A 21,364-nucleotide genomic window follows, 5' to 3' on the forward strand; every position below is an offset into this window, starting at 1 on the left:
AAAATGTGGTTTTTTGAACTAAAAACCCTTTTTTCTTTTTGTCTTAAGATAGGACAGTTTGTTCTATTTGAGAATACATTATTGCCATTAAGCTTGATTTGAGGGGTGAATCAGTTGATAGGTCAACTTGTTCAGTATGGACGACACCGCCAACGTAGGAGTTACGCACGAATCAGTGAAGTTTTAGAATTACCAAATCTAATCGAAATCCAAACCTCTTCTTATCAATGGTTTCTTGATGAGGGTTTACGCGAAATGTTCCAAGATATTTCGCCGATTGAAGACTTTACTGGTAATTTGTCGCTTGAATTTATTGATTACAGCCTTGGCGAGCCAAAATATTCCGTTGAGGAATCGAAAGAAAGAGATGTTACATACTCAGCACCATTGCGAGTGAAAGTACGTCTTGTAAACAAAGAAACAGGCGAAGTTAAAGACCAGGATGTCTTTATGGGTGACTTCCCGCTTATGACAGAAACAGGTACATTTGTGATCAACGGAGCAGAGCGTGTAATTGTTTCTCAGCTTGTTCGTTCACCAAGTGTATACTATAGTGGAAAAATAGATAAAAACGGGAAAAAGGGCTTTACAGCAACTGTAATCCCGAACCGCGGCGCTTGGCTTGAGTATGAAACAGATGCCAAGGATGTCGTGTACGTTAGAATAGATCGTACTCGGAAACTGCCCGTTACGGTTCTTTTGCGTTCGCTTGGGTTCGGATCTGATCAAGAAATCATTGATTTGATTGGAGACAATGAATACATTCGCAATACGTTGGAGAAAGACAATACAGAAGGGACAGATAAGGCATTATTAGAAATTTATGAGCGCCTTCGTCCTGGTGAACCACCAACAGTAGAAAACGCAAAAAGCTTATTAGTATCTAGATTTTTTGACCCTAAGCGTTATGATTTAGCGAACGTAGGACGATACAAAATTAACAAAAAGCTTCATATTAAAAATAGATTATTCGGACAAAAACTTGCCGAAACGCTAGTAGATCCGGAAACAGGCGAGATTATCGCTGAAAAAGGAGTAACCCTTGATCGACGTACACTCGATCGTATCCTTCCAAACTTAGAGAACAACATTGGTTTCAAAAAAGTGAGTCTAGTTGCCGGGGTGCTAGAAGAGGATGTTACTCTTCAATCAATTAAAATTTATGCTCCAAACGAAGATGGAGAAAAGGCCATTAATGTTATAGGGAATGCGTATGTTGAAGAGGCTGTGAAGAATATTTCACCTTCTGATATTATCGCCTCTATTAGCTATTTCTTTAATCTGCTTCATTCAGTTGGGGATACGGATGATATTGACCATCTTGGAAATAGACGTTTACGCTCTGTTGGAGAGCTGTTGCAAAACCAGTTCCGTATTGGTCTTTCAAGAATGGAACGTGTTGTTCGCGAAAGAATGTCAATTCAAGATACCAATACAATTACTCCACAGCAATTAATTAATATTCGACCGGTTATCGCGTCGATTAAAGAGTTCTTCGGAAGCTCGCAGTTATCGCAATTCATGGATCAAACGAATCCACTTGCAGAATTAACGCATAAACGCCGGTTATCTGCCCTTGGACCAGGGGGATTAACTCGTGAGCGTGCAGGGTTTGAAGTGCGTGACGTTCACTACTCCCACTATGGGCGTATGTGTCCGATTGAGACTCCTGAGGGACCGAATATCGGTTTGATTAACTCATTATCATCCTTTGCAAAGGTTAACAGATTTGGTTTTATTGAAACTCCTTATCGCCGTGTTGACCCAGAAACAGGAAAAGTAACCGCTCGTATTGATTATTTAACAGCCGATGAAGAAGACAACTATGTAGTTGCACAAGCAAACGTATTACTTGGTGATGATGGCTCCTTCCTAGAAGAGGAAGTTGTTGCTCGTTTCAAAGGTGAAAACACTGTTGTCGCTCGTGATCGTGTCGACTATATGGACGTTTCACCGAAGCAAGTTGTGTCTGCTGCGACCGCGTGTATTCCGTTCCTAGAAAATGATGACTCTAACCGTGCGTTAATGGGTGCGAACATGCAACGTCAGGCTGTACCGTTGATGCAGCCAGAAGCACCAAGAGTAGGAACAGGGATGGAATATGTTTCAGGGAAAGATTCCGGTGCTGCAGTTATCTGTAAGCATGATGGAATTATAGAGCATGTTGAAGCCCGTGAAGTATGGGTCCGTAGAATTGTAAATGTAGATGGCCAAGAGACAAAAGGCGATCTTGATAAATACAGAATGCTGAAGTTTATCCGTTCGAATCAGGGTACTTGTTATAACCAGCGTCCGATTGTTGCAGAAGGAAACCGTGTAACAAAAGGTGAAATTCTTGCTGATGGTCCATCTATGGAGCTTGGAGAATTAGCACTTGGACGTAACGTATTAGTAGCGTTTATGACTTGGGATGGATATAACTATGAAGATGCTATCATTATGAGCGAACGTCTTGTGAAGGACGATGTGTATACTTCGATTCATATTGAAGAATACGAGTCTGAATCACGAGATACGAAGCTTGGACCTGAAGAGATTACTCGCGATATTCCAAACGTTGGAGAGGATGCTCTCCGCAACTTGGATGAGAGAGGAATTATCCGAACGGGTGCTGAGGTTAAGGATGGCGATCTTCTAGTAGGAAAAGTGACGCCTAAAGGTGTGACTGAACTTACAGCTGAAGAAAGACTATTGCATGCAATCTTCGGAGAAAAAGCACGAGAAGTTCGTGATACTTCCCTTCGTGTTCCGCACGGCGGCGGTGGTATTGTTCTGGACGTTAAAGTCTTCAACCGAGAAGATGGAGATGAGCTTCCACCAGGAGTAAATCAGCTTGTCCGTGTATACATTGTTCAAAAACGTAAAATCTCTGAAGGGGATAAAATGGCGGGCCGACATGGTAACAAAGGGGTTATCTCGCGAATTTTACCGGAAGAGGATATGCCTTATATGCCAGACGGAACACCAGTTGACATCATGTTAAACCCATTAGGGGTTCCATCTCGTATGAACATCGGACAGGTGCTTGAGCTTCATCTGGGAATGGCAGCAAGATCTCTAGGCATTCATGTCGCATCACCTGTATTTGACGGTGCGACTGAAGAAGATGTTTGGAGTACGATTGAAGAAGCAGGCATGGCCCGTGATGCGAAGACAGTTCTTTATGATGGACGTTCAGGAGAACCGTTTGATAACCGTGTATCTGTTGGTGTCATGTACATGATCAAGCTCGCTCACATGGTTGATGACAAGCTTCATGCTCGTTCTACAGGACCATACTCTCTTGTTACTCAACAGCCGTTGGGCGGTAAAGCTCAATTTGGCGGTCAGCGTTTCGGAGAGATGGAGGTTTGGGCGCTTGAGGCCTACGGTGCTGCATATACATTGCAGGAAATCTTAACCGTTAAATCGGATGACGTCGTAGGACGTGTGAAAACATATGAAGCAATCGTTAAAGGTGAGAACGTTCCAGAGCCAGGTGTCCCTGAGTCGTTTAAAGTATTAATTAAAGAACTTCAAAGCTTAGGTATGGACGTTAAGATTTTATCGGGTGATGAAAAAGAAATCGAAATGCGCGATACTGAGGATGATGAAGATATCCAGCAAGCTGAATCCTTCACAATCACACCTGAACCACAAAACTCAGAACCTGAGGAAGTTGTGACAAAAGAGTAGATACATTTGTTTAAAATTTGTTCCCAGCCTTCGCTAATAAATTAAGAGAAGGCTGATTGGAACCATTAAATTTGCACCCAAATTGCTTTCTATGGGCAAAATGGGCATAGCCCGGAGATTAAAAGGGAGGTAGGCCCCTTGCTAGATGTAAACAATTTTGAGTATATGAAAATCGGTCTTGCTTCACCAGATAAAATACGTTCATGGTCACATGGTGAGGTTAAAAAACCTGAAACGATTAACTATCGTACATTAAAGCCAGAAAAAGACGGTTTATTCTGCGAGCGTATTTTTGGACCAACAAAAGATTGGGAATGTCATTGTGGAAAGTACAAACGTGTTCGCTATAAAGGTGTAGTTTGTGATCGATGCGGAGTTGAAGTAACGCGTGCAAAGGTACGCCGTGAAAGAATGGGCCATATCGAGCTTGCTGCTCCTGTTTCTCACATTTGGTATTTCAAAGGCATTCCAAGCAGAATGGGACTTGTTCTAGATATGTCTCCTCGTGCGCTTGAAGAAGTCATTTATTTTGCATCTTACGTAGTAACTGATGCTGGTGATACAGCCCTTGAGAAAAAGCAGTTGCTTTCGGAAAAAGAATATCGGGCATATCGTGAAAAATACGGAAGTAAGTTCCAAGCTTCCATGGGTGCTGAGTCTATTAAAAAGCTTCTTACGGATATCGATTTGAATAAAGAAGTTGATATCTTAAAAGAAGAACTTAGAACAGCGCAAGGACAGAGAAGAACTCGTGCGATTAAGCGCCTAGAAGTTCTAGAAGCCTTCCGTGGTTCAGGCAACGAGCCATCTTGGATGATTCTTGATGTGCTTCCTGTTATTCCACCAGAGCTTCGTCCGATGGTTCAGCTTGATGGCGGCCGTTTCGCGACATCTGACCTGAATGATTTATACCGCCGTGTAATCAACAGAAATAATCGTTTAAAACGTTTATTGGATCTTGGTGCACCGAGCATTATCGTTCAAAACGAAAAACGTATGTTGCAGGAAGCTGTGGACGCTTTGATTGATAATGGACGTCGCGGCAGACCTGTTACGGGTCCTGGTAACAGACCATTAAAGTCACTTTCTCACATGCTGAAAGGAAAGCAAGGACGCTTCCGTCAGAACTTATTAGGAAAACGTGTTGACTACTCTGGACGTTCGGTTATTGTTGTAGGACCGAATTTAAAAATGTATCAATGCGGACTTCCGAAAGAAATGGCATTAGAGCTCTTTAAACCATTTGTTATGAAAGAGTTAGTCGAGAAGGGTCTATCACATAATATTAAATCAGCCAAACGTAAAATTGAGCGAGTGCAGCCAGAAGTTTGGGATGTGTTAGAAAGCGTCATTAAAGAGCATCCGGTTCTTCTAAACCGCGCCCCTACTCTTCATAGATTAGGAATTCAGGCGTTTGAACCAACACTAGTAGAAGGCCGTGCGATCCGTCTTCATCCACTTGTATGTACAGCTTACAACGCGGACTTCGATGGAGACCAAATGGCTGTTCACGTACCGCTTTCGGCAGAAGCTCAAGCTGAAGCTAGGCTTTTAATGCTTGCAGCACAAAACATTCTGAATCCGAAAGATGGTAAACCAGTTGTTACTCCTTCTCAGGATATGGTATTAGGTAACTATTACTTAACATTAGAAAGAGATGGCGTTGTTGGGGAAGGAATGATCTTTAAGGATACGAATGAAGCGTTACTTGCATATCAAAATGGATATGTTCATCTCCATACTCGTGTAGCGGTTCATGCTGGTTCCTTGAAAAACCCAACATTTACACCTGAGCAAAATCAAAAGCTTCTCATTACAACAGTAGGGAAACTAATCTTTAATGAGATTTTACCAACGTCATTCCCGTATATTAATGAGCCTACTAGACAAAATCTTGAAGAAGAAACTCCTGCTAAGTATTTTGTGGATAAAGGCCAAGAAGTACTTTCAATTATTCGTGAAATGCCGCTTGTGGATCCATTTAAGAAGAAGATCCTAGGAAATATTATTGCTGAAGTATTTAAACGCTACAAAATTACCGAAACATCTAAGATGCTTGACCGCATGAAAGATCTCGGATTCAAATACTCAACTAAAGCCGGTATTACCGTTGGTGTATCTGATATCGTAGTACTAGGTGAGAAAGAGCAAATTATTCAAGAAGCTCAAACTAAAGTTGATAATGTAATGAAGCAATTTAGACGTGGTCTCATTACAGAAGATGAACGTTATGATCGGGTTATTTCGATCTGGAGTGCGGCTAAAGATACGATTCAAGAGAAAATTATGAAGTCTCTTGATCGTTCAAACCCTATCTTCATGATGAGTGACTCTGGTGCCCGTGGTAACGCATCTAACTTCACTCAATTAGCGGGTATGCGAGGCCTGATGGCCAACCCGGCTGGACGTATTATTGAACTTCCAATTCGCTCAAGCTTCCGCGAAGGTTTAACGGTGTTAGAATACTTTATTTCAACACACGGTGCTCGTAAAGGTCTTGCCGATACAGCCCTTAAAACAGCCGACTCTGGTTATTTAACTCGTCGTCTAGTTGACGTGGCGCAAGATGTCATTGTCCGTGAAGATGACTGTGGAACAGACCGTGGCTTGCTAATTAGTGCGTTGAAAGATGGTACTGAAATCATTGAAACACTTGAAGAGCGTTTAATTGGTCGTCATGCAAGAAGGGCAATCCGCCATCCGGAAACTAAAGAGGTTATTATACCTGAAAACGGATTAATCACGGAAGATCTTGCTGAAGTAGTAGCAAAAGCCAATGTTGAACAAGTTTGGATTCGCTCTGCATTTACTTGTAACACTCGCCATGGCGTATGTAAGAAGTGCTACGGCCGCAACTTAGCAACAGGCCAAGAAGTTGAAGTAGGGGAAGCAGTAGGAATTATCGCTGCTCAGTCGATCGGTGAGCCTGGAACGCAGTTAACGATGCGTACTTTCCATACAGGTGGAGTTGCGGGAGACGATATTACACAAGGTTTGCCGCGTATCCAAGAGCTGTTTGAAGCACGTAATCCGAAAGGTGTGGCTGTTATTTCTGAAATTGAAGGTGTCGTAGTAGGCATTAACGAAGGAAGAGATCGCCAGCATGAAATTGTGATCCAAGGTGAAGTAGAGTCACGCACATATAATGCGCCTTACACTGCCCGTCTAAAAGTAGCAATAAATGACCATGTGGAGCGCGGACAAGAGTTAACGGAAGGTTCCATCGATCCAAAAGAGTTAATTCGCGTGAAGGACGTGACAGCTGTTCAAGAATACTTATTGCGTGAAGTTCAGAAGGTTTATCGTATGCAAGGGGTTGAAATTGGTGACAAGCATATCGAAGTAATGGTACGCCAAATGCTTCGTAAAGTACGTGTCATCGATGCGGCAGAAACAGATGTACTACCAGGTACATTGCTTGATATACATCAGTTTACAGATGCGAACGAAAAAGCCCTTCTTGCTGGTAAGCTGCCTGCAACAGGTCGTCCGGTATTACTTGGAATTACGAAAGCGTCTCTTGAAACAGATTCATTCCTATCTGCTGCTTCCTTCCAAGAAACAACAAGAGTTCTTACAGATGCGGCAATTAAAGGAAAACGCGATGAATTACTTGGATTAAAAGAAAATGTAATTATTGGTAAACTTGTTCCAGCTGGTACGGGAATGCAGCGTTATCGCAGAGCTGAACCATACACGAATGAAGAAACAGCTGAAGACACTGTTACCGTAGAATAGAGTCCTATTTCGGTACTGACTAACTTGCTTAGTCAGTGCCGTTTATAATAATGAATACAAATCAATTAACTCAATGAGGACATAGATTCATAAATGTTTTTCAAAAAATATATGAGATTGATTGTTGACATCGGAAAATGAAGATGTTACTATATCAAAGGTGCTCCTATTAACTGTATACTTTGGAGGATGTCACTTATGTCTTATGAAAAAGTATTGCAGGCAAAAGAACTTGTAATAGGAACGAAGCAAACAGTGAAAGCAATGAAATCAGGTGCGACAAATGCAATTGTAATTGCTAAAGATGCAGATCAAAAAGTAATTACAAGTGTTATAACTGTGGCCACAGAATTAAATGTACCTGTTTTATATGTTGATTCAATGAAAAAGCTTGGAAAAGCGTGTGGAATTGAAGTTGGCGCAGCAACTGTTGCAATAATTATTTAAAACTGTTTTTGTAGATGTACTGCAAAGACATTGTTTTTTACATTTAAATGAACCACCTGGATGTGTGGGCTTAAACAAATAACGAAGGGAGGACAATTCAATGCCTACTATTAACCAATTAGTGCGTAAACCTCGTCAAACTAAAGAGGAAAAGTCAAAATCACCAGCACTAAACAAAGGATACAACAGCTTCAAAAAAGCACAAACAAATGTTTCTTCACCTCAAAAACGTGGTGTATGTACTCGTGTTGGTACAATGACTCCGAAAAAACCAAACTCAGCATTACGTAAATACGCTCGTGTACGTTTATCTAACGGAATCGAGGTTAATGCTTACATTCCTGGTATCGGTCATAACCTTCAAGAGCACAGCGTTGTTCTAATCCGTGGCGGACGTGTTAAGGACTTACCGGGGGTACGTTACCACATCGTTCGTGGAGCATTAGACACAGCTGGTGTTGCTAACCGTATGCAAAGTCGTTCTAAATATGGTCAGAAGAGACCAAAAGCAGCGAAAAAATAATTTCAATAAAAATAAAGAAAAGAATTTCTGAAAGGAGGAAATAATATGCCACGTAAAGGTCCTGTAGCAAAAAGAGACGTATTACCGGATCCGATTTACAACTCAAAGCTTGTTAGCAAACTTATCAACAAAATGATGGTTGACGGTAAGAGAGGTAAATCTCAAGCAATTCTTTACTCAGCATTTAATATTATTAGCGAACGCGCTGGAAAAGAGCCAATGGAAGTTTTCGACCAAGCGCTTAAAAACATCATGCCTGTACTTGAAGTAAAAGCACGCCGTGTCGGCGGATCTAACTACCAAGTACCAGTAGAGGTGCGTCCAGATCGTCGTACAACTCTTGGTCTTCGCTGGTTAGTAAACTACTCTCGTCTACGTGGAGAAAAGACGATGGAAGAGCGTTTAGCTAACGAAATTCTAGATGCTGCTAACAATACTGGTGCATCTGTTAAGAAACGTGAAGACACTCACAAAATGGCAGAAGCTAACAAAGCATTTGCTCACTATCGTTGGTAGGATTTATACCCAATACAAAATATTACTCATACTAGGAAGGAGAAAGACCCAATGGCAAGAGAGTTCTCCTTAGAAAATACTCGTAATATCGGAATCATGGCTCATATTGATGCCGGTAAAACAACAACTACTGAGCGTATCCTGTACTACACAGGAAAAATCCACAAAATCGGTGAAACACACGAAGGTGGAGCTCAGATGGACTGGATGGAGCAAGAGCAGGAGCGCGGAATCACAATTACATCTGCAGCAACAACTGCACAATGGAAAGGTCACCGCGTAAACATCATTGATACACCTGGACACGTAGACTTCACAGTTGAAGTTGAACGTTCTCTTCGTGTACTTGATGGTGCTGTTACTGTACTTGATGCTCAATCTGGGGTAGAACCACAAACTGAAACAGTATGGCGCCAAGCAACAACTTACGGCGTGCCACGTATTGTTTTCGTTAACAAAATGGATAAACTCGGTGCAGACTTCTTGTATTCTGTGAAAACTCTGCATGATCGTCTTCAAGCGAATGCTGCTCCAATTCAATTACCAATCGGTGCTGAAGATCAATTCAGGGGCATCATTGACTTAGTTGAAATGGATGCTACATTCTACAACAACGATCTTGGAACTGATATTCAAGTTGGGGAAATCCCAGAAGAATTTCAAGCTCAAGCTGAAGAATACCGTGAAAAGTTAATTGAGGCAGTAGCTGAACTTGATGAAGAACTAATGGAAAAGTACCTTGGTGGGGAAGAAATCACTAAGGATGAGTTAAAAGCTGCTATCCGTAAAGCAACTCTTAGCGTTGAATTCTATCCAGTAATGTGCGGAACTGCTTTCAAAAACAAAGGTGTTCAGAAAATGCTAGACGCAGCAATCGACTATCTTCCATCTCCAATGGATATCCCAGCTATTAATGGTGTAAATCCAGAAACAGAAGAAGAAACAGAGCGTCATGCAGATGACAGCGAGCCGTTCTCAGCTCTTGCTTTTAAAGTTATGACTGACCCTTATGTTGGTAAACTTACATTCTTCCGTGTTTACTCTGGTACATTAAACTCAGGTTCATATGTACAAAACTCTACGAAAGGTAAGCGTGAGCGTGTAGGACGTATCCTACAAATGCATGCTAACTCTCGTGAAGAGATTTCAATTGTACACGCTGGAGACATCGCAGCAGCAGTAGGTCTGAAGGATACAACTACAGGGGATACACTTTGCGATGAGAAAGCACCTGTAATCTTAGAATCAATGGAATTCCCAGAGCCAGTTATCCAATTATCTATTGAGCCAAAAACTAAGGCTGACCAAGATAAAATGACAACTGCTCTTCAAAAACTTCAAGAAGAAGATCCAACATTCCGCGCACATACTGACCAGGAAACTGGAGAAGTAATCATTGCGGGTATGGGTGAGCTTCACCTTGATATCCTTGTTGACCGTATGCGTCGTGAATTTAAAGTGGAAGCTAACGTTGGTGCACCTCAGGTTGCATACCGTGAAACATTCCGCGCTTCAGCTTCAGTTGAAGGTAAATTCGCTCGCCAATCTGGTGGACGCGGACAATATGGTCACGTTTGGATTGAATTCTCTCCAAACGAAGAAGGTAAAGGTTTTGAGTTTGTAAATGGAATCGTTGGTGGAGTTGTTCCTCGTGAATATATTGCTCCTGTACAAGCTGGTCTTGAAGATGCTCTTGATAGAGGGGTACTTGCTGGCTTCCCATTGGTTGACATTAAAGCGAGATTATTTGATGGATCATACCATGATGTTGACTCATCAGAAATGGCGTTTAAAATTGCTGCATCTATGGCATTGAAAAACGCAGCATCTAAATGTAGCCCTGTAATTCTTGAGCCGGTAATGAAGGTCGAAGTTATTATCCCTGAAGAATACATGGGAGATATTATGGGTAACGTTACTTCACGCCGTGGTCGCGTTGAAGGTATGGAAGCTCGCGGCAACGCTCAAGTTGTACGTGCAATGGTTCCACTTTCAGAAATGTTTGGTTATGCTACTTCATTACGTTCAAGCACGCAAGGTCGTGGTGTGTTCTCAATGACATTTGATCATTATGAAGAAGTACCAAAATCAATTTCTGAAGAAATCATCAAAAAACACAAAGGTGAATAAAAGTAATTGATTTTACCTTTTTAATCAAGTATAACTACTATTGTAAGCATCATAGCTGCGACGAGAATTCTCTTCGCAGCTCAAAAAATACTTAATTTTCATATATTAAAGGAGGATTTTCCTAATGGCAAAAGCTAAATTTGACCGTTCAAAACCCCATGTTAACATTGGTACAATCGGACACGTTGACCATGGTAAAACTACTTTAACTGCTGCTATCACTACTGTACTTGCAAAATCAATGGGTGGCGAAGCAAAAGGGTACGACCAAATCGATAACGCTCCAGAAGAAAAAGAGCGTGGAATCACAATCTCAACTTCTCACGTTGAGTACGAAACAGCTAACCGTCACTATGCACACGTTGACTGCCCAGGACACGCTGACTACGTTAAAAACATGATCACTGGTGCTGCTCAAATGGACGGCGGAATCCTAGTAGTATCTGCTGCTGATGGCCCAATGCCACAAACTCGTGAGCACATCCTTCTTTCTCGTCAAGTAGGTGTACCTTTCCTAGTTGTATTCATGAACAAATGTGACATGGTTGATGACGAAGAGCTTCTTGAATTAGTAGAAATGGAAATCCGTGATCTATTATCAGAATACGACTTCCCTGGCGACGACATTCCAGTTGTTAAAGGTTCTGCTCTTAAAGCTCTTGAAGGAGAGCCTGAGTGGGAAGAAAAAGTACTTGAGCTTATGGCTGCTGTTGATGAGTACATTCCAAACCCAACTCGTGACACTGACAAACCATTCATGATGCCAGTTGAGGACGTATTCTCAATCACTGGTCGTGGAACAGTTGCTACTGGTCGTGTTGAGCGTGGAGTAGTTAAAGTTGGTGACGTTATTGAAATCACTGGTTTCACAGAAGAGCCAAAATCAACTACAGTTACTGGAGTTGAAATGTTCCGTAAATTATTAGATTACGCTGAAGCTGGAGATAACATCGGTGCTCTTCTTCGTGGTGTAGCTCGTGAAGATATCCAACGTGGACAAGTACTTGCTAAACCAGGTACTATCAAGCCACATACAACTTTCAAAGCTGAAGTTTACGTATTATCTAAAGAAGAAGGTGGACGTCATACTCCATTCTTCACAAACTACCGTCCTCAGTTCTACTTCCGTACAACTGACGTAACTGGTATTTGTAATCTTCCAGAAGGCGTAGAAATGGTTATGCCTGGAGATAACATCGAAATGCACGTTGAGCTTATCGCTCCAATCGCTATCGAAGAAGGAACTAAGTTCTCTATTCGTGAAGGTGGACGTACAGTAGGCGCTGGCGTTGTTGCAACAATCATTGAATAATTAAAGAAATAACATATAGAACCAGATGGGTGACGATCCATCTGGTTTTTCTTTTGATTTATGTAATAAATGGATTCTTTATATCATGCTTGAAAAACAAAATAAATGCCGCTATAATAATACGAGTGTAAGAGACATAAAGAAATTACAATAGTTTTTCTTGCAATCCACTTGTGGTTTCTGTATAATAGACAATGTTGGTCTTTGACTGCGATGATGTGAAAGGTTGCTGACACACCCGGCCGCTTTGCCATGGCGAGTGTGTGGGAAATTTTCACGGAGAATGTCTATTTAAAAATAGGCGAAAAGGAGGGAAAATAATGGCAAAACAAAAAATTCGTATTCGTTTAAAAGCGTATGATCACAGAATTCTTGATCAATCTGCTGAAAAGATTGTAGAAACTGCAAAACGTTCTGGTGCGGCTGTATCTGGTCCGATTCCACTACCAACTGAAAAGTCTATCTACACAATCCTTCGTGCGGTTCATAAGTACAAAGATTCTCGTGAGCAATTCGAAATGCGTACGCATAAGCGTCTAATCGACATTGTTAACCCAACACCACAAACGGTAGATTCTCTAATGCGTTTAGATTTACCATCAGGTGTAGATATCGAAATCAAACTTTAATGAAATAAATTAATTAAACATTCTAGGAGGTGTGACTGAAATGACCAAAGGAATCTTAGGAAGAAAGATTGGTATGACTCAAGTGTTTGCTGAAAACGGAGAACTTATCCCAGTAACAGTTGTTGAGGCAGCTGCTAACGTTGTTCTTCAAATGAAATCAGTTGAAACTGATGGCTACGAAGCAATCCAAATTGGATTCGAAGACAAACGCGAAAAGCTATCTAACAAACCTGAAAAGGGCCATGTTGCAAAAGCTAACACTGCTCCTAAGCGCTTCGTTCGTGAGTTACGTGGAGTTACTTTAGGAGATTATGAAGTTGGTCAAGAAGTCAAAGTTGATATTTTTGCAGCAGGTGAAACTGTTGATGTAACAGGAATCTCAAAGGGTAAAGGTTTCCAAGGTGCAATTAAGCGTCACGGACAATCTCGCGGACCTATGTCTCACGGTTCTCGTTACCACCGTCGCCCTGGTTCAATGGGTCCTGTAGCTCCAAACCGCGTATTCAAAGGTAAATTACTACCTGGACGTATGGGTGGAGAGCAAGTTACAGTACAAAACCTTGAAATTGTAAAAGTTGACGTTGAACGTAACCTTTTATTAATTAAAGGAAATGTACCTGGAGCTAAAAAAGCAATGTTAAAAATCAAAAGTGCGGTTAAAGCATAGTAATAAGTCGGAAAGGAGGAATTAAGAATGCCGAAAGTAGCATTATTTAACCAAAGCGGATCTCAAGTTGGTGAAATCGAGCTTAATGAAACGATCTTTGGTATCGAGCCTAATAACCACGTTCTATTTGAAGCGGTTGTTATGCAAAGAGCTTCTTTACGTCAAGGAACTCATAAAACAAAAATTCGTTCTGAAGTAGCGGGCGGCGGTCGCAAACCATGGCGTCAAAAAGGCACAGGACGTGCTCGTCAAGGTTCAATCCGTTCACCACAATGGCGCGGCGGTGGAACTGTATTCGGTCCTGTACCACGCAGCTATAGCTACAAACTTCCTAAAAAGGTTCGTCGCTTAGCGATCAAATCTGCATTATCTTCTAAAGTGTTAGCAGAAAACATTTTAGTATTAGAAAGCCTTGCTTTCGAAACTCCAAAAACAAAAGACTTTAAAGGTGTGTTAAAAGGTCTTTCTGTTGAAACTAAAGCATTAATTGTAACAGCTGACCTAGATGAAAACGTAGCATTATCAGCTCGTAACATCCCTGGTGTAACTGTTGTTACTGCTACAGGAATCAACGTTCTGGATGTTTTAAATCATGATAAGTTAATCATGACGAAAGCAGCAGTTGAAAAAGTAGAGGAGGTGCTTGCATAATGGATGCACGCGATATCATTAAGCGCCCCGTAATTACTGAAGCTTCTTCTGATTTAATGGCCGATAAAAAATATACTTTTGAAGTTGACGTTAGAGCTAATAAAACTCAAGTAAAAGACGCTGTAGAAACAATCTTCGGTGTTAAAGTTGAGAAAGTTAACGTTATGAACTACAAAGGAAAGTTTAAGCGTATGGGACGTTTTGGTGGCTACACTAACAAGCGTCGTAAAGCAATTGTTAAATTAACAGCTGATAGCAAAGAAATCGAATTCTTTGAAGCTTAATATTAATTGAAGAGGAGGGAATAAAATGGCGATTAAAAAGTATAAACCTACCTCTAATGGTCGTCGCGGAATGACAGGTTTCACTTTCGAAGAAATCACTACTGATAAACCCGAAAAATCCCTGTTAGCTCCATTGAATAAAAAAGCAGGCCGCAACAACCAAGGTAAAATAACTGTTCGTCATCAAGCCGGCGGTCATAAACGCCAGTATCGTATTATTGACTTTAAACGTAACAAAGATGGCATTCCAGGACGCGTTGCTACGATCGAGTACGATCCAAACCGTTCATCGAGAATTGCTCTAATCAACTATGTAGATGGTGAAAAGCGCTACATCCTTGCTCCTAAAAACCTAGAAGTAGGTATGGAAGTAATGTCTGGTCCAGAAGCTGACATTAAAGTGGGTAACGCTCTACCATTAGTAAACATTCCAATGGGTACTGTAATCCATAACATCGAGTTAAAACCTGGTAAAGGTGGACAATTAGTTCGTTCTGCAGGTACATCTGCTCAAGTTCTTGGTAAAGAAGGCAAATATGTTCTTGTTCGCTTAAACTCTGGCGAAGTACGTATGATCCTTGCTACTTGCCGAGCAACAATCGGTCAAGTAGGTAACGAACAACATGAGTTAATTAACATCGGTAAAGCAGGACGTTCCCGCTGGTTAGGTAAGCGCCCAACTGTTCGTGGATCTGTAATGAACCCTAACGATCACCCACACGGTGGTGGTGAAGGACGTTCACCAATCGGACGTAAGTCTCCAATGACTCCTTGGGGCAAACCAACACTTGGTTTCAAAACGCGCAAGAAAACAAACAAGTCGGATAAGTTTATTGTTCGTCGCCGTAAAAAATAACGGGATTGTCCTACGGTTCACAAGAACCGTAGATCAATTGCGAAGGGAGGTTCAATCATGGGTCGCAGCTTAAAAAAAGGACCTTTTGTTGATGATCATTTAATTACAAAGATCGAAAAGCTAAATGAAACTGATGGTAAACAAGTTATCAAAACTTGGTCTCGCCGTTCTACGATCTTCCCGCAATTCATCGGACACACAATTGCAGTTTACGATGGTCGTAAACACGTGCCTGTATATGTTACTGAAGACATGGTAGGCCACAAACTTGGAGAATTCGCTCCAACACGTGCGTACAAAGGGCATGGCAATGATGATAAGAAAACAAGACGTTAATGAGAGGAGGGCTTCCTATGCAAGCTAAAGCTGTTGCAAGAACAGTTCGTATTGCTCCTCGTAAAGCTCGTTTAGTCGTAGATTTAATTCGAGGTAAGCAAGTAGGTGAAGCAGTAGCGATTTTGAACTTAACTCCAAAAGCTGCTTCTCCAATCGTAGAAAAGGTTTTAAAGTCTGCATTAGCAAACGCTGAGCACAACTACGAAATGGACGTTAACAACTTAGTAGTTGCTCAAGCATTCGTTGACGAAGGACCAACGTTAAAACGTTTCCGTCCACGTGCACAAGGCCGTGCGAGCCAAATTAACAAACGCACTAGCCATATCACTATCGTGTTATCAGAAAAGAAGGAGGGATAATCAGTGGGTCAAAAAGTAAATCCAGTCGGTTTGCGTGTTGGAATCATCCGTGATTGGGAATCAAGATGGTACGCAGATAAAGACTATGCTGATCTTTTACACGAAGACCTTAAAGTTCGTGAGTACATCACTAAGCGTCTAAAGGATGCTTCTGTATCGAAAGTTGAAATCGAACGTGCAGCAAATCGTTTAAACATCACTATTCACACTGCCAAGCCAGGTATGGTTATTGGTAAAGGTGGTACTGAAGTTGAAGCACTTCGTAAAGCACTTAACTCACTTACTGGCAAACGTGTTCACATTAACATTCTTGAAATCAAAAAAGCTGATATCGATGCGAAATTAGTTGCGGAAAATATTGCTCGTCAATTAGAAAACCGCGTATCTTTCCGTCGTGCTCAAAAACAAACAATTCAACGTGCAATGCGCGCTGGTGCTAAAGGTATCAAAACAATGGTATCTGGACGCCTAGGCGGTGCTGATATCGCTCGTTCTGAATCATACAGCGAAGGAACAGTTCCACTTCATACTCTTCGTGCTGATATCGATTACGCTACAGCTGAAGCAGATACTACTTACGGTAAGCTTGGTGTGAAAGTATGGATTTATCGTGGAGAGGTCCTTCCTACGAAGAAGAAATCTGAGGAAGGAGGCAAATAATATGTTACTGCCTAAACGCGTGAAATACCGTCGTGTGCACCGTGGAAAAATGCGCGGTCAATCAAAAGGCGGCACAGAAGTGAATTTCGGTGAATTCGGTCTACAAGCTACAGAAGCTTCATGGATCACGAACCGTCAAATCGAAGCAGCCCGTATCGCTATGACTCGTTACATGAAACGTGGCGGTAAAGTATGGATTAATATATTCCCACATAAGCCTTACACAGCTAAACCTCTAGAGGTCCGAATGGGTTCCGGTAAGGGTGCTCCAGAAGGATGGGTAGCAGTTGTTAAGCCTGGGAAAGTAATGTTCGAAATTGCAGGTGTTTCTGAAGAAATCGCTCGTGAAGCTCTTCGCCTTGCAGCACACAAGCTTCCTGTTAAGTGTAAGTTTGTAAAACGAGAAGAAATTGGTGGTGAATCTAATGAAAGCTAATGATATTCGTGACCTTACCACTGCCGAAATTGAACAAAAAGTCAAATCATTAAAAGAAGAATTATTCAATCTTCGCTTTCAATTAGCGACTGGACAACTTGAAAACACAGCTCGCATTCGTGAAGTACGCAAATCAATCGCTCGTATGAAAACAGTGATTCGTGAAAGAGAAATTGGTTTTTCAAAGTGATATTGAGAGGAGGTTCGCACAATGAGTGAACGCAACCAACGCAAAGTTTACACTGGGCGTGTTGTTTCTGACAAAATGGATAAGACTGTTACTGTCCTAGTTGAAACTTATAAAAAGGCCCCTTTATACGGTAAACGCGTTAAGTACTCTAAAAAATTCAAAGCTCATGATGAGCAAAACGTAGCGAAAACTGGCGATATCGTCCGTATTATGGAAACTCGTCCGCTTTCAGCGACAAAACGCTTCCGTTTAGTAGAAGTAGTAGAAAAAGCAGTTATTATCTAATTGTTCGGAAATGAGTTTAATTCCGAAGGGAGGTTACACACATGATCCAACAGGAATCACGTTTGAAAGTTGCTGACAACTCAGGTGCTCGTGAAGTACTTACTATTAAAGTTCTTGGTGGTACTGGGCGCAAATACGCTAACATCGGTGATATTATTGTTTGTACAGTGAAACAAGCAACACCAGGTGGCGTTGTTAAAAAAGGTGACGTTGTTAGAGCAGTTGTTGTTCGTACAAAGAGCGGTGTGCGCCGCAATGACGGTACTTACATTCGTTTTGATGAAAACGCATGTGTAATTATTCGTGACGATAAGAGCCCTCGTGGTACTCGTATCTTCGGACCAGTTGCTCGTGAACTACGCGACAGCAACTTCATGAAAATTATTTCTTTAGCTCCAGAAGTTCTATAATTTTAAACTAAATTGCCTTTAAGGAGGTGCTTACTGATGCATGTGAAAAAAGGTGACAAAGTTTTGGTCATCTCTGGTAAGGATAAAGGCAAAACAGGAATCATTCTTGCAGCGTTCCCAAAACAAGACCGTGTACTTGTTGAAGGTGTAAATATCGTGAAGAAGCATTCCAAGCCATCCCAAGTGAATCCGCAAGGCGGAATCATTAGCCAAGAGGCTCCGATTCATGTATCAAACGTTATGCCTGTCGACCCTAAGTCTGGTAACCCAACACGCGTAGGCTACAAAACGGTTGATGGCAAAAAAGTACGTGTAGCAAAAAAATCCGGTGAAGTTCTAGATAAATAGTTTATATAAGAAGGGAGGTACAATGAATGAGCCGCCTAAAAGAAAAATATGTAAAAGAAATTACTCCTGCTTTAATGAGCAAATTCAACTATAAATCAGTTATGCAAGTACCTGCGATTGATAAAATCGTTATCAACATGGGTGTTGGTGATGCTGTTCAAAACGCTAAAGCATTAGATAAAGCGGTTGAAGAGTTAGCACTTCTCTCTGGTCAAAAGCCAGTTGTAACTCGTGCGAAAAACTCAATCGCTGGCTTCCGTCTTCGTGAAGGTATGCCAATCGGTGCTAAAGTTACACTTCGTGGAGAGCGTATGTACGAGTTCTTCGATAAGTTAGTCTCTGTATCACTTCCACGTGTACGTGACTTCCGCGGTATCTCTAAAAAGTCATTTGACGGACGTGGAAACTATACTTTAGGTGTTAAAGAACAGTTAATCTTCCCTGAAATTGATTACGATAAAGTAAACAAAGTTCGTGGTATGGATATCGTTATCGTAACTACAGCTAATACTGATGAAGAGGCTCGTGAACTTTTAACTCAATTTGGAATGCCGTTCCAAAAGTAATCGCTAAATAGAGGGAGGCGAAAACGTGGCTAAAAAGTCAATGATTGCGAAACAAAAACGCACGCCTAAATTCAAGGTACAAGAATACACACGCTGCGAACGTTGCGGACGTCCACATTCTGTTTACCGTAAATTTAAGCTTTGCCGTATCTGTTTCCGTGAATTAGCATATAAAGGTCAAATTCCTGGCGTGAAAAAAGCTAGCTGGTAAACCTACAGATTTAGGAAGGAGGTAAAAACAATGGTCATGACAGATCCAATTGCAGATTTGCTAACTCGCATCCGTAATGCGAACATGGTACGTCACGAAAAATTAGAAGTTCCTGCTTCTAATATTAAAAAGGAAATCGCTGATATCCTTAAGCGCGAAGGTTTCGTACGCGATGTTGAGCTAATTGAAGACAACAAACAAGGGATCATCCGTATTTTCTTAAAATATGGTTCAAACAACGAACGTGTAATCACTGGTCTTAAGCGTATCAGCAAACCTGGACTTCGTGTATATGCAAAAGCTGACGAAGTTCCACGCGTGCTTAACGGCCTTGGAATTGCATTAGTTTCTACTTCTCAAGGAGTTCTTACAGATAAAGAAGCTCGCGCTAAACAAGTTGGCGGAGAAGTTTTAGCATACGTTTGGTAATAGAGTTTCTTAAGAATGGAGGTGCAATAAATGTCTCGTATAGGTAAAAAACCAATTGAAGTTCCAACAGGTGTTACGATTACGATCGATAACAAAAACACTGTTACTGTAAAGGGTCCTAAAGGTGAACTTACTCGTTCATTCAGCCCTGATATGAAGATTCAACAGGAAGAAAACGTATTAACTGTAATTCGTCCATCTGAATCAAAAGAACACCGTACTTTACACGGAACAACTCGTGCTTTACTTTCTAACATGGTTGAAGGTGTATCTAAAGGCTTTGAAAAAGGTCTTGAGTTAATCGGGGTCGGTTACCGTGCTCAAAAACAAGGAAACAAACTTGTCCTTAACGTAGGATACTCTCACCCTGTTGAGATCCAACCTGAAACTGGCGTGGAAGTTGAAGTTCCATCAAACACTAAGATCATTGTTAAAGGAATTAACAAAGAGCGTGTTGGTGCTTTAGCAGCTAACATTCGTGATGTTCGTCCTCCAGAGCCTTACAAAGGAAAAGGTATCCGTTATGAAGGCGAATATGTGCGTCGTAAAGAAGGTAAAACTGGTAAGTAATGCCGCATAAGTAAACGAAAGGAGTGACATAAATGATTACGAAGGCTGACAAAAACGCAGTTCGTAAGAAAAGACATGGCCGTGTTCGTGCTAAGCTTTCTGGAACTGAAACTCGTCCTCGTTTAAATGTGTTCCGTTCTAATAAGCATATTTATGCTCAATTAGTTGACGATGTAACAGGAGTTACTTTAGCAAGTGCTTCTACATTAGATAAAGAAGTAAATCTTGATTCTACAGGCAATGTTGATGCAGCAACTAAGGTCGGAGAATTAGTTGCAAAGCGTGCTGTTGAAAAAGGAGTTAAAGCTGTCGTATTTGACCGTGGGGGCTACCTTTATCATGGCCGCGTTAAAGCATTAGCTGATGCTGCTCGCGAAAACGGCTTAGAATTTTAATAGACAAAGGAGGGACACAAAAAGATGCGTCGTATTGATCCAAACAAACTTGAACTTGAAGAACGCGTAGTTACGGTTAATCGTGTAGCAAAGGTTGTTAAAGGTGGACGTCGTTTTCGTTTCTCTGCTCTTGTAGTAGTTGGTGACAAAAACGGTCATGTCGGCTTTGGAACTGGTAAAGCACAAGAAGTACCAGAAGCAATCCGCAAAGCGATTGAAGATGCGAAGAAAAACTTAATCGAAGTACCAATGGTTGGAACAACTATTCCTCACCAAGTGATTGGGAACTTCGGTGCAGGGAATGTTTTATTAAAACCTGCTTATGAAGGTACTGGAGTTATCGCTGGTGGACCAGTTCGTGCGGTACTTGAATTAGCTGGTGTTGGTGATATCTTATCTAAATCTTTAGGTACAAACACACCAATTAACATGGTTCGTGCTACTTTGAACGGTTTAACTCAATTAAAACGTGCTGAGGACGTAGCTAAATTACGTGGTAAATCAGTAGAAGAACTGTTAGGATAAGGAGGGAAATTAAATGGCGAATAAACTAGAAATTACCCTCACTCGCAGTGTGATTGGTCGTCCACAAGATCAAAAGGATACAGTCAAAGCTCTTGGTTTACGTAAAACTCATCAAACAGTTGAGCAACAAGATAATCCTGCTATTCGCGGTATGATCAATAAAGTTGCTCACCTTGTTACGGTAAAAGAAATATAATTTCCACTCTTCTATAAAAT

27 protein-coding genes are annotated in these 21,364 nt (G+C 41.3%); all 27 read left to right on the plus strand.

What is annotated here, in order from left to right:
- Positions 1–114 precede the first annotated feature (114 nt).
- The 27 genes from rpoB to rpmD all read left to right on the plus strand — a co-directional run bounded on the left by rpoB (position 115) and on the right by rpmD (position 21,344).
- Positions 115–3,675 (plus strand): DNA-directed RNA polymerase subunit beta, encoded by a 3,561-nt coding sequence (rpoB, locus tag F7731_RS22845; RefSeq protein WP_151537109.1) that lies wholly within the window; start codon positions 115–117, stop codon positions 3,673–3,675.
- A 138-nt stretch (positions 3,676–3,813) separates the two neighbouring features.
- Positions 3,814–7,413, plus strand: a complete 3,600-nt coding sequence (gene rpoC, locus F7731_RS22850; RefSeq protein WP_151537110.1) for a DNA-directed RNA polymerase subunit beta' — start codon at positions 3,814–3,816, stop codon at positions 7,411–7,413.
- A gap of 198 nt (positions 7,414–7,611) precedes the next feature.
- The gene (locus F7731_RS22855; RefSeq protein WP_151537111.1) at positions 7,612–7,860 is read left to right on the plus strand and encodes a 50S ribosomal protein L7ae-like protein; all 249 of its coding nucleotides are present in this window, start codon (positions 7,612–7,614) and stop codon (positions 7,858–7,860) included.
- 100 nt (positions 7,861–7,960) lie between these two features.
- The gene (gene rpsL, locus F7731_RS22860) at positions 7,961–8,383 is read left to right on the plus strand and encodes a 30S ribosomal protein S12 (RefSeq protein WP_151537112.1); all 423 of its coding nucleotides are present in this window, start codon (positions 7,961–7,963) and stop codon (positions 8,381–8,383) included.
- A gap of 45 nt (positions 8,384–8,428) precedes the next feature.
- On the plus strand, positions 8,429–8,899 hold the full coding sequence (gene rpsG / locus F7731_RS22865; RefSeq protein ID WP_151537113.1) for a 30S ribosomal protein S7: 471 nt from the start codon (positions 8,429–8,431) through the stop codon (positions 8,897–8,899).
- 51 nt (positions 8,900–8,950) lie between these two features.
- Positions 8,951–11,029, plus strand: coding sequence for an elongation factor G (fusA, locus tag F7731_RS22870; RefSeq protein WP_151537114.1), 2,079 nt, complete (start codon positions 8,951–8,953; stop codon positions 11,027–11,029).
- 124 nt (positions 11,030–11,153) lie between these two features.
- Positions 11,154–12,341 carry an elongation factor Tu gene (tuf, locus tag F7731_RS22875; RefSeq protein ID WP_151537115.1) on the plus strand — a complete coding sequence of 396 codons (1,188 nt, stop codon included), beginning with the start codon at positions 11,154–11,156 and terminating at the stop codon, positions 12,339–12,341.
- 320 nt (positions 12,342–12,661) lie between these two features.
- A complete protein-coding gene (gene rpsJ, locus F7731_RS22880; RefSeq protein WP_009336571.1) occupies positions 12,662–12,970 on the plus strand; it encodes a 30S ribosomal protein S10 in 309 nt (102 codons plus the stop codon).
- Between the two features lie 40 nt (positions 12,971–13,010).
- Entirely contained in the window at positions 13,011–13,637 is a 627-nt protein-coding gene (rplC, locus tag F7731_RS22885) for a 50S ribosomal protein L3 (protein WP_151537116.1), read from the plus strand.
- Positions 13,638–13,664: 27 nt separating this feature from the next.
- Positions 13,665–14,288, plus strand: coding sequence for a 50S ribosomal protein L4 (gene rplD / locus F7731_RS22890; RefSeq protein WP_151537117.1), 624 nt, complete (start codon positions 13,665–13,667; stop codon positions 14,286–14,288).
- A complete protein-coding gene (rplW, locus tag F7731_RS22895; protein WP_151537118.1) occupies positions 14,288–14,572 on the plus strand; it encodes a 50S ribosomal protein L23 in 285 nt (94 codons plus the stop codon). The genes rplD and rplW overlap by 1 nt, the downstream gene beginning before the upstream one ends.
- A gap of 25 nt (positions 14,573–14,597) precedes the next feature.
- Positions 14,598–15,428 (plus strand): 50S ribosomal protein L2, encoded by an 831-nt coding sequence (rplB, locus tag F7731_RS22900; protein ID WP_151537119.1) that lies wholly within the window; start codon positions 14,598–14,600, stop codon positions 15,426–15,428.
- A 57-nt stretch (positions 15,429–15,485) separates the two neighbouring features.
- Positions 15,486–15,764: a 30S ribosomal protein S19 gene (gene rpsS / locus F7731_RS22905; RefSeq protein ID WP_151537120.1), complete on the plus strand. Its 279-nt coding sequence runs from the start codon at positions 15,486–15,488 to the stop codon at positions 15,762–15,764.
- Positions 15,765–15,781: 17 nt separating this feature from the next.
- On the plus strand, positions 15,782–16,123 hold the full coding sequence (gene rplV / locus F7731_RS22910; RefSeq protein ID WP_066192195.1) for a 50S ribosomal protein L22: 342 nt from the start codon (positions 15,782–15,784) through the stop codon (positions 16,121–16,123).
- A 3-nt stretch (positions 16,124–16,126) separates the two neighbouring features.
- Positions 16,127–16,783, plus strand: coding sequence for a 30S ribosomal protein S3 (rpsC, locus tag F7731_RS22915; protein WP_151537121.1), 657 nt, complete (start codon positions 16,127–16,129; stop codon positions 16,781–16,783).
- Position 16,784: 1 nt separating this feature from the next.
- Positions 16,785–17,219, plus strand: coding sequence for a 50S ribosomal protein L16 (rplP, locus tag F7731_RS22920; RefSeq protein ID WP_151537122.1), 435 nt, complete (start codon positions 16,785–16,787; stop codon positions 17,217–17,219).
- Positions 17,209–17,409 (plus strand): 50S ribosomal protein L29, encoded by a 201-nt coding sequence (gene rpmC / locus F7731_RS22925; protein ID WP_057776544.1) that lies wholly within the window; start codon positions 17,209–17,211, stop codon positions 17,407–17,409. The genes rplP and rpmC overlap by 11 nt, the downstream gene beginning before the upstream one ends.
- A 21-nt stretch (positions 17,410–17,430) precedes the next feature.
- Positions 17,431–17,694: a 30S ribosomal protein S17 gene (gene rpsQ, locus F7731_RS22930; RefSeq protein WP_151537123.1), complete on the plus strand. Its 264-nt coding sequence runs from the start codon at positions 17,431–17,433 to the stop codon at positions 17,692–17,694.
- A gap of 41 nt (positions 17,695–17,735) precedes the next feature.
- Complete coding sequence (gene rplN / locus F7731_RS22935) at positions 17,736–18,104, plus strand: 50S ribosomal protein L14 (protein ID WP_151537124.1); 369 nt, start codon at positions 17,736–17,738, stop codon at positions 18,102–18,104.
- Between the two features lie 36 nt (positions 18,105–18,140).
- Complete coding sequence (rplX, locus tag F7731_RS22940) at positions 18,141–18,452, plus strand: 50S ribosomal protein L24 (protein WP_151537125.1); 312 nt, start codon at positions 18,141–18,143, stop codon at positions 18,450–18,452.
- Positions 18,453–18,478: 26 nt separating this feature from the next.
- Positions 18,479–19,018: a 50S ribosomal protein L5 gene (gene rplE, locus F7731_RS22945; RefSeq protein WP_151537126.1), complete on the plus strand. Its 540-nt coding sequence runs from the start codon at positions 18,479–18,481 to the stop codon at positions 19,016–19,018.
- A 25-nt stretch (positions 19,019–19,043) separates the two neighbouring features.
- Positions 19,044–19,229 carry a 30S ribosomal protein S14 gene (rpsN, locus tag F7731_RS22950; protein WP_001085700.1) on the plus strand — a complete coding sequence of 62 codons (186 nt, stop codon included), beginning with the start codon at positions 19,044–19,046 and terminating at the stop codon, positions 19,227–19,229.
- Positions 19,230–19,259: 30 nt separating this feature from the next.
- Complete coding sequence (gene rpsH / locus F7731_RS22955; protein ID WP_151537127.1) at positions 19,260–19,658, plus strand: 30S ribosomal protein S8; 399 nt, start codon at positions 19,260–19,262, stop codon at positions 19,656–19,658.
- 30 nt (positions 19,659–19,688) lie between these two features.
- Positions 19,689–20,228, plus strand: coding sequence for a 50S ribosomal protein L6 (rplF, locus tag F7731_RS22960; RefSeq protein WP_151537128.1), 540 nt, complete (start codon positions 19,689–19,691; stop codon positions 20,226–20,228).
- Positions 20,229–20,260: 32 nt separating this feature from the next.
- A complete protein-coding gene (gene rplR / locus F7731_RS22965; protein ID WP_151537129.1) occupies positions 20,261–20,623 on the plus strand; it encodes a 50S ribosomal protein L18 in 363 nt (120 codons plus the stop codon).
- Between the two features lie 24 nt (positions 20,624–20,647).
- Positions 20,648–21,148, plus strand: a complete 501-nt coding sequence (gene rpsE / locus F7731_RS22970; protein ID WP_151537130.1) for a 30S ribosomal protein S5 — start codon at positions 20,648–20,650, stop codon at positions 21,146–21,148.
- A 13-nt stretch (positions 21,149–21,161) separates the two neighbouring features.
- The gene (gene rpmD / locus F7731_RS22975; protein ID WP_151537131.1) at positions 21,162–21,344 is read left to right on the plus strand and encodes a 50S ribosomal protein L30; all 183 of its coding nucleotides are present in this window, start codon (positions 21,162–21,164) and stop codon (positions 21,342–21,344) included.
- Positions 21,345–21,364: the final 20 nt, after the last annotated feature.

Source organism: Cytobacillus depressus (assembly GCF_008923245.1).
GTDB lineage: Bacteria > Bacillota > Bacilli > Bacillales > Cytobacillaceae > Cytobacillus > Cytobacillus depressus.

Bases quoted from the DNA above. Each gene is read 5' to 3' on its own strand.
- F7731_RS22855 (WP_151537111.1), top strand. From the start codon at position 7,612: ATGTCTTATGAAAAAGTATTGCAGGCAAAAGAACTTGTAATAGGAACG.
- rpsL (WP_151537112.1), top strand. From the start codon at position 7,961: ATGCCTACTATTAACCAATTAGTGCGTAAACCTCGTCAAACTAAAGAG.
- rpsG (WP_151537113.1), top strand. From the start codon at position 8,429: ATGCCACGTAAAGGTCCTGTAGCAAAAAGAGACGTATTACCGGATCCG.
- fusA (WP_151537114.1), top strand. From the start codon at position 8,951: ATGGCAAGAGAGTTCTCCTTAGAAAATACTCGTAATATCGGAATCATG.
- tuf (WP_151537115.1), top strand. From the start codon at position 11,154: ATGGCAAAAGCTAAATTTGACCGTTCAAAACCCCATGTTAACATTGGT.
- rpsJ (WP_009336571.1), top strand. From the start codon at position 12,662: ATGGCAAAACAAAAAATTCGTATTCGTTTAAAAGCGTATGATCACAGA.
- rplC (WP_151537116.1), top strand. From the start codon at position 13,011: ATGACCAAAGGAATCTTAGGAAGAAAGATTGGTATGACTCAAGTGTTT.
- rplD (WP_151537117.1), top strand. From the start codon at position 13,665: ATGCCGAAAGTAGCATTATTTAACCAAAGCGGATCTCAAGTTGGTGAA.
- rplW (WP_151537118.1), top strand. From the start codon at position 14,288: ATGGATGCACGCGATATCATTAAGCGCCCCGTAATTACTGAAGCTTCT.
- rplB (WP_151537119.1), top strand. From the start codon at position 14,598: ATGGCGATTAAAAAGTATAAACCTACCTCTAATGGTCGTCGCGGAATG.
- rpsS (WP_151537120.1), top strand. From the start codon at position 15,486: ATGGGTCGCAGCTTAAAAAAAGGACCTTTTGTTGATGATCATTTAATT.
- rplV (WP_066192195.1), top strand. From the start codon at position 15,782: ATGCAAGCTAAAGCTGTTGCAAGAACAGTTCGTATTGCTCCTCGTAAA.
- rplP (WP_151537122.1), top strand. From the start codon at position 16,785: ATGTTACTGCCTAAACGCGTGAAATACCGTCGTGTGCACCGTGGAAAA.
- rpmC (WP_057776544.1), top strand. From the start codon at position 17,209: ATGAAAGCTAATGATATTCGTGACCTTACCACTGCCGAAATTGAACAA.
- rpsQ (WP_151537123.1), top strand. From the start codon at position 17,431: ATGAGTGAACGCAACCAACGCAAAGTTTACACTGGGCGTGTTGTTTCT.
- rplN (WP_151537124.1), top strand. From the start codon at position 17,736: ATGATCCAACAGGAATCACGTTTGAAAGTTGCTGACAACTCAGGTGCT.
- rplX (WP_151537125.1), top strand. From the start codon at position 18,141: ATGCATGTGAAAAAAGGTGACAAAGTTTTGGTCATCTCTGGTAAGGAT.
- rplE (WP_151537126.1), top strand. From the start codon at position 18,479: ATGAGCCGCCTAAAAGAAAAATATGTAAAAGAAATTACTCCTGCTTTA.
- rpsH (WP_151537127.1), top strand. From the start codon at position 19,260: ATGGTCATGACAGATCCAATTGCAGATTTGCTAACTCGCATCCGTAAT.
- rplF (WP_151537128.1), top strand. From the start codon at position 19,689: ATGTCTCGTATAGGTAAAAAACCAATTGAAGTTCCAACAGGTGTTACG.
- rplR (WP_151537129.1), top strand. From the start codon at position 20,261: ATGATTACGAAGGCTGACAAAAACGCAGTTCGTAAGAAAAGACATGGC.
- rpsE (WP_151537130.1), top strand. From the start codon at position 20,648: ATGCGTCGTATTGATCCAAACAAACTTGAACTTGAAGAACGCGTAGTT.
- rpmD (WP_151537131.1), top strand. From the start codon at position 21,162: ATGGCGAATAAACTAGAAATTACCCTCACTCGCAGTGTGATTGGTCGT.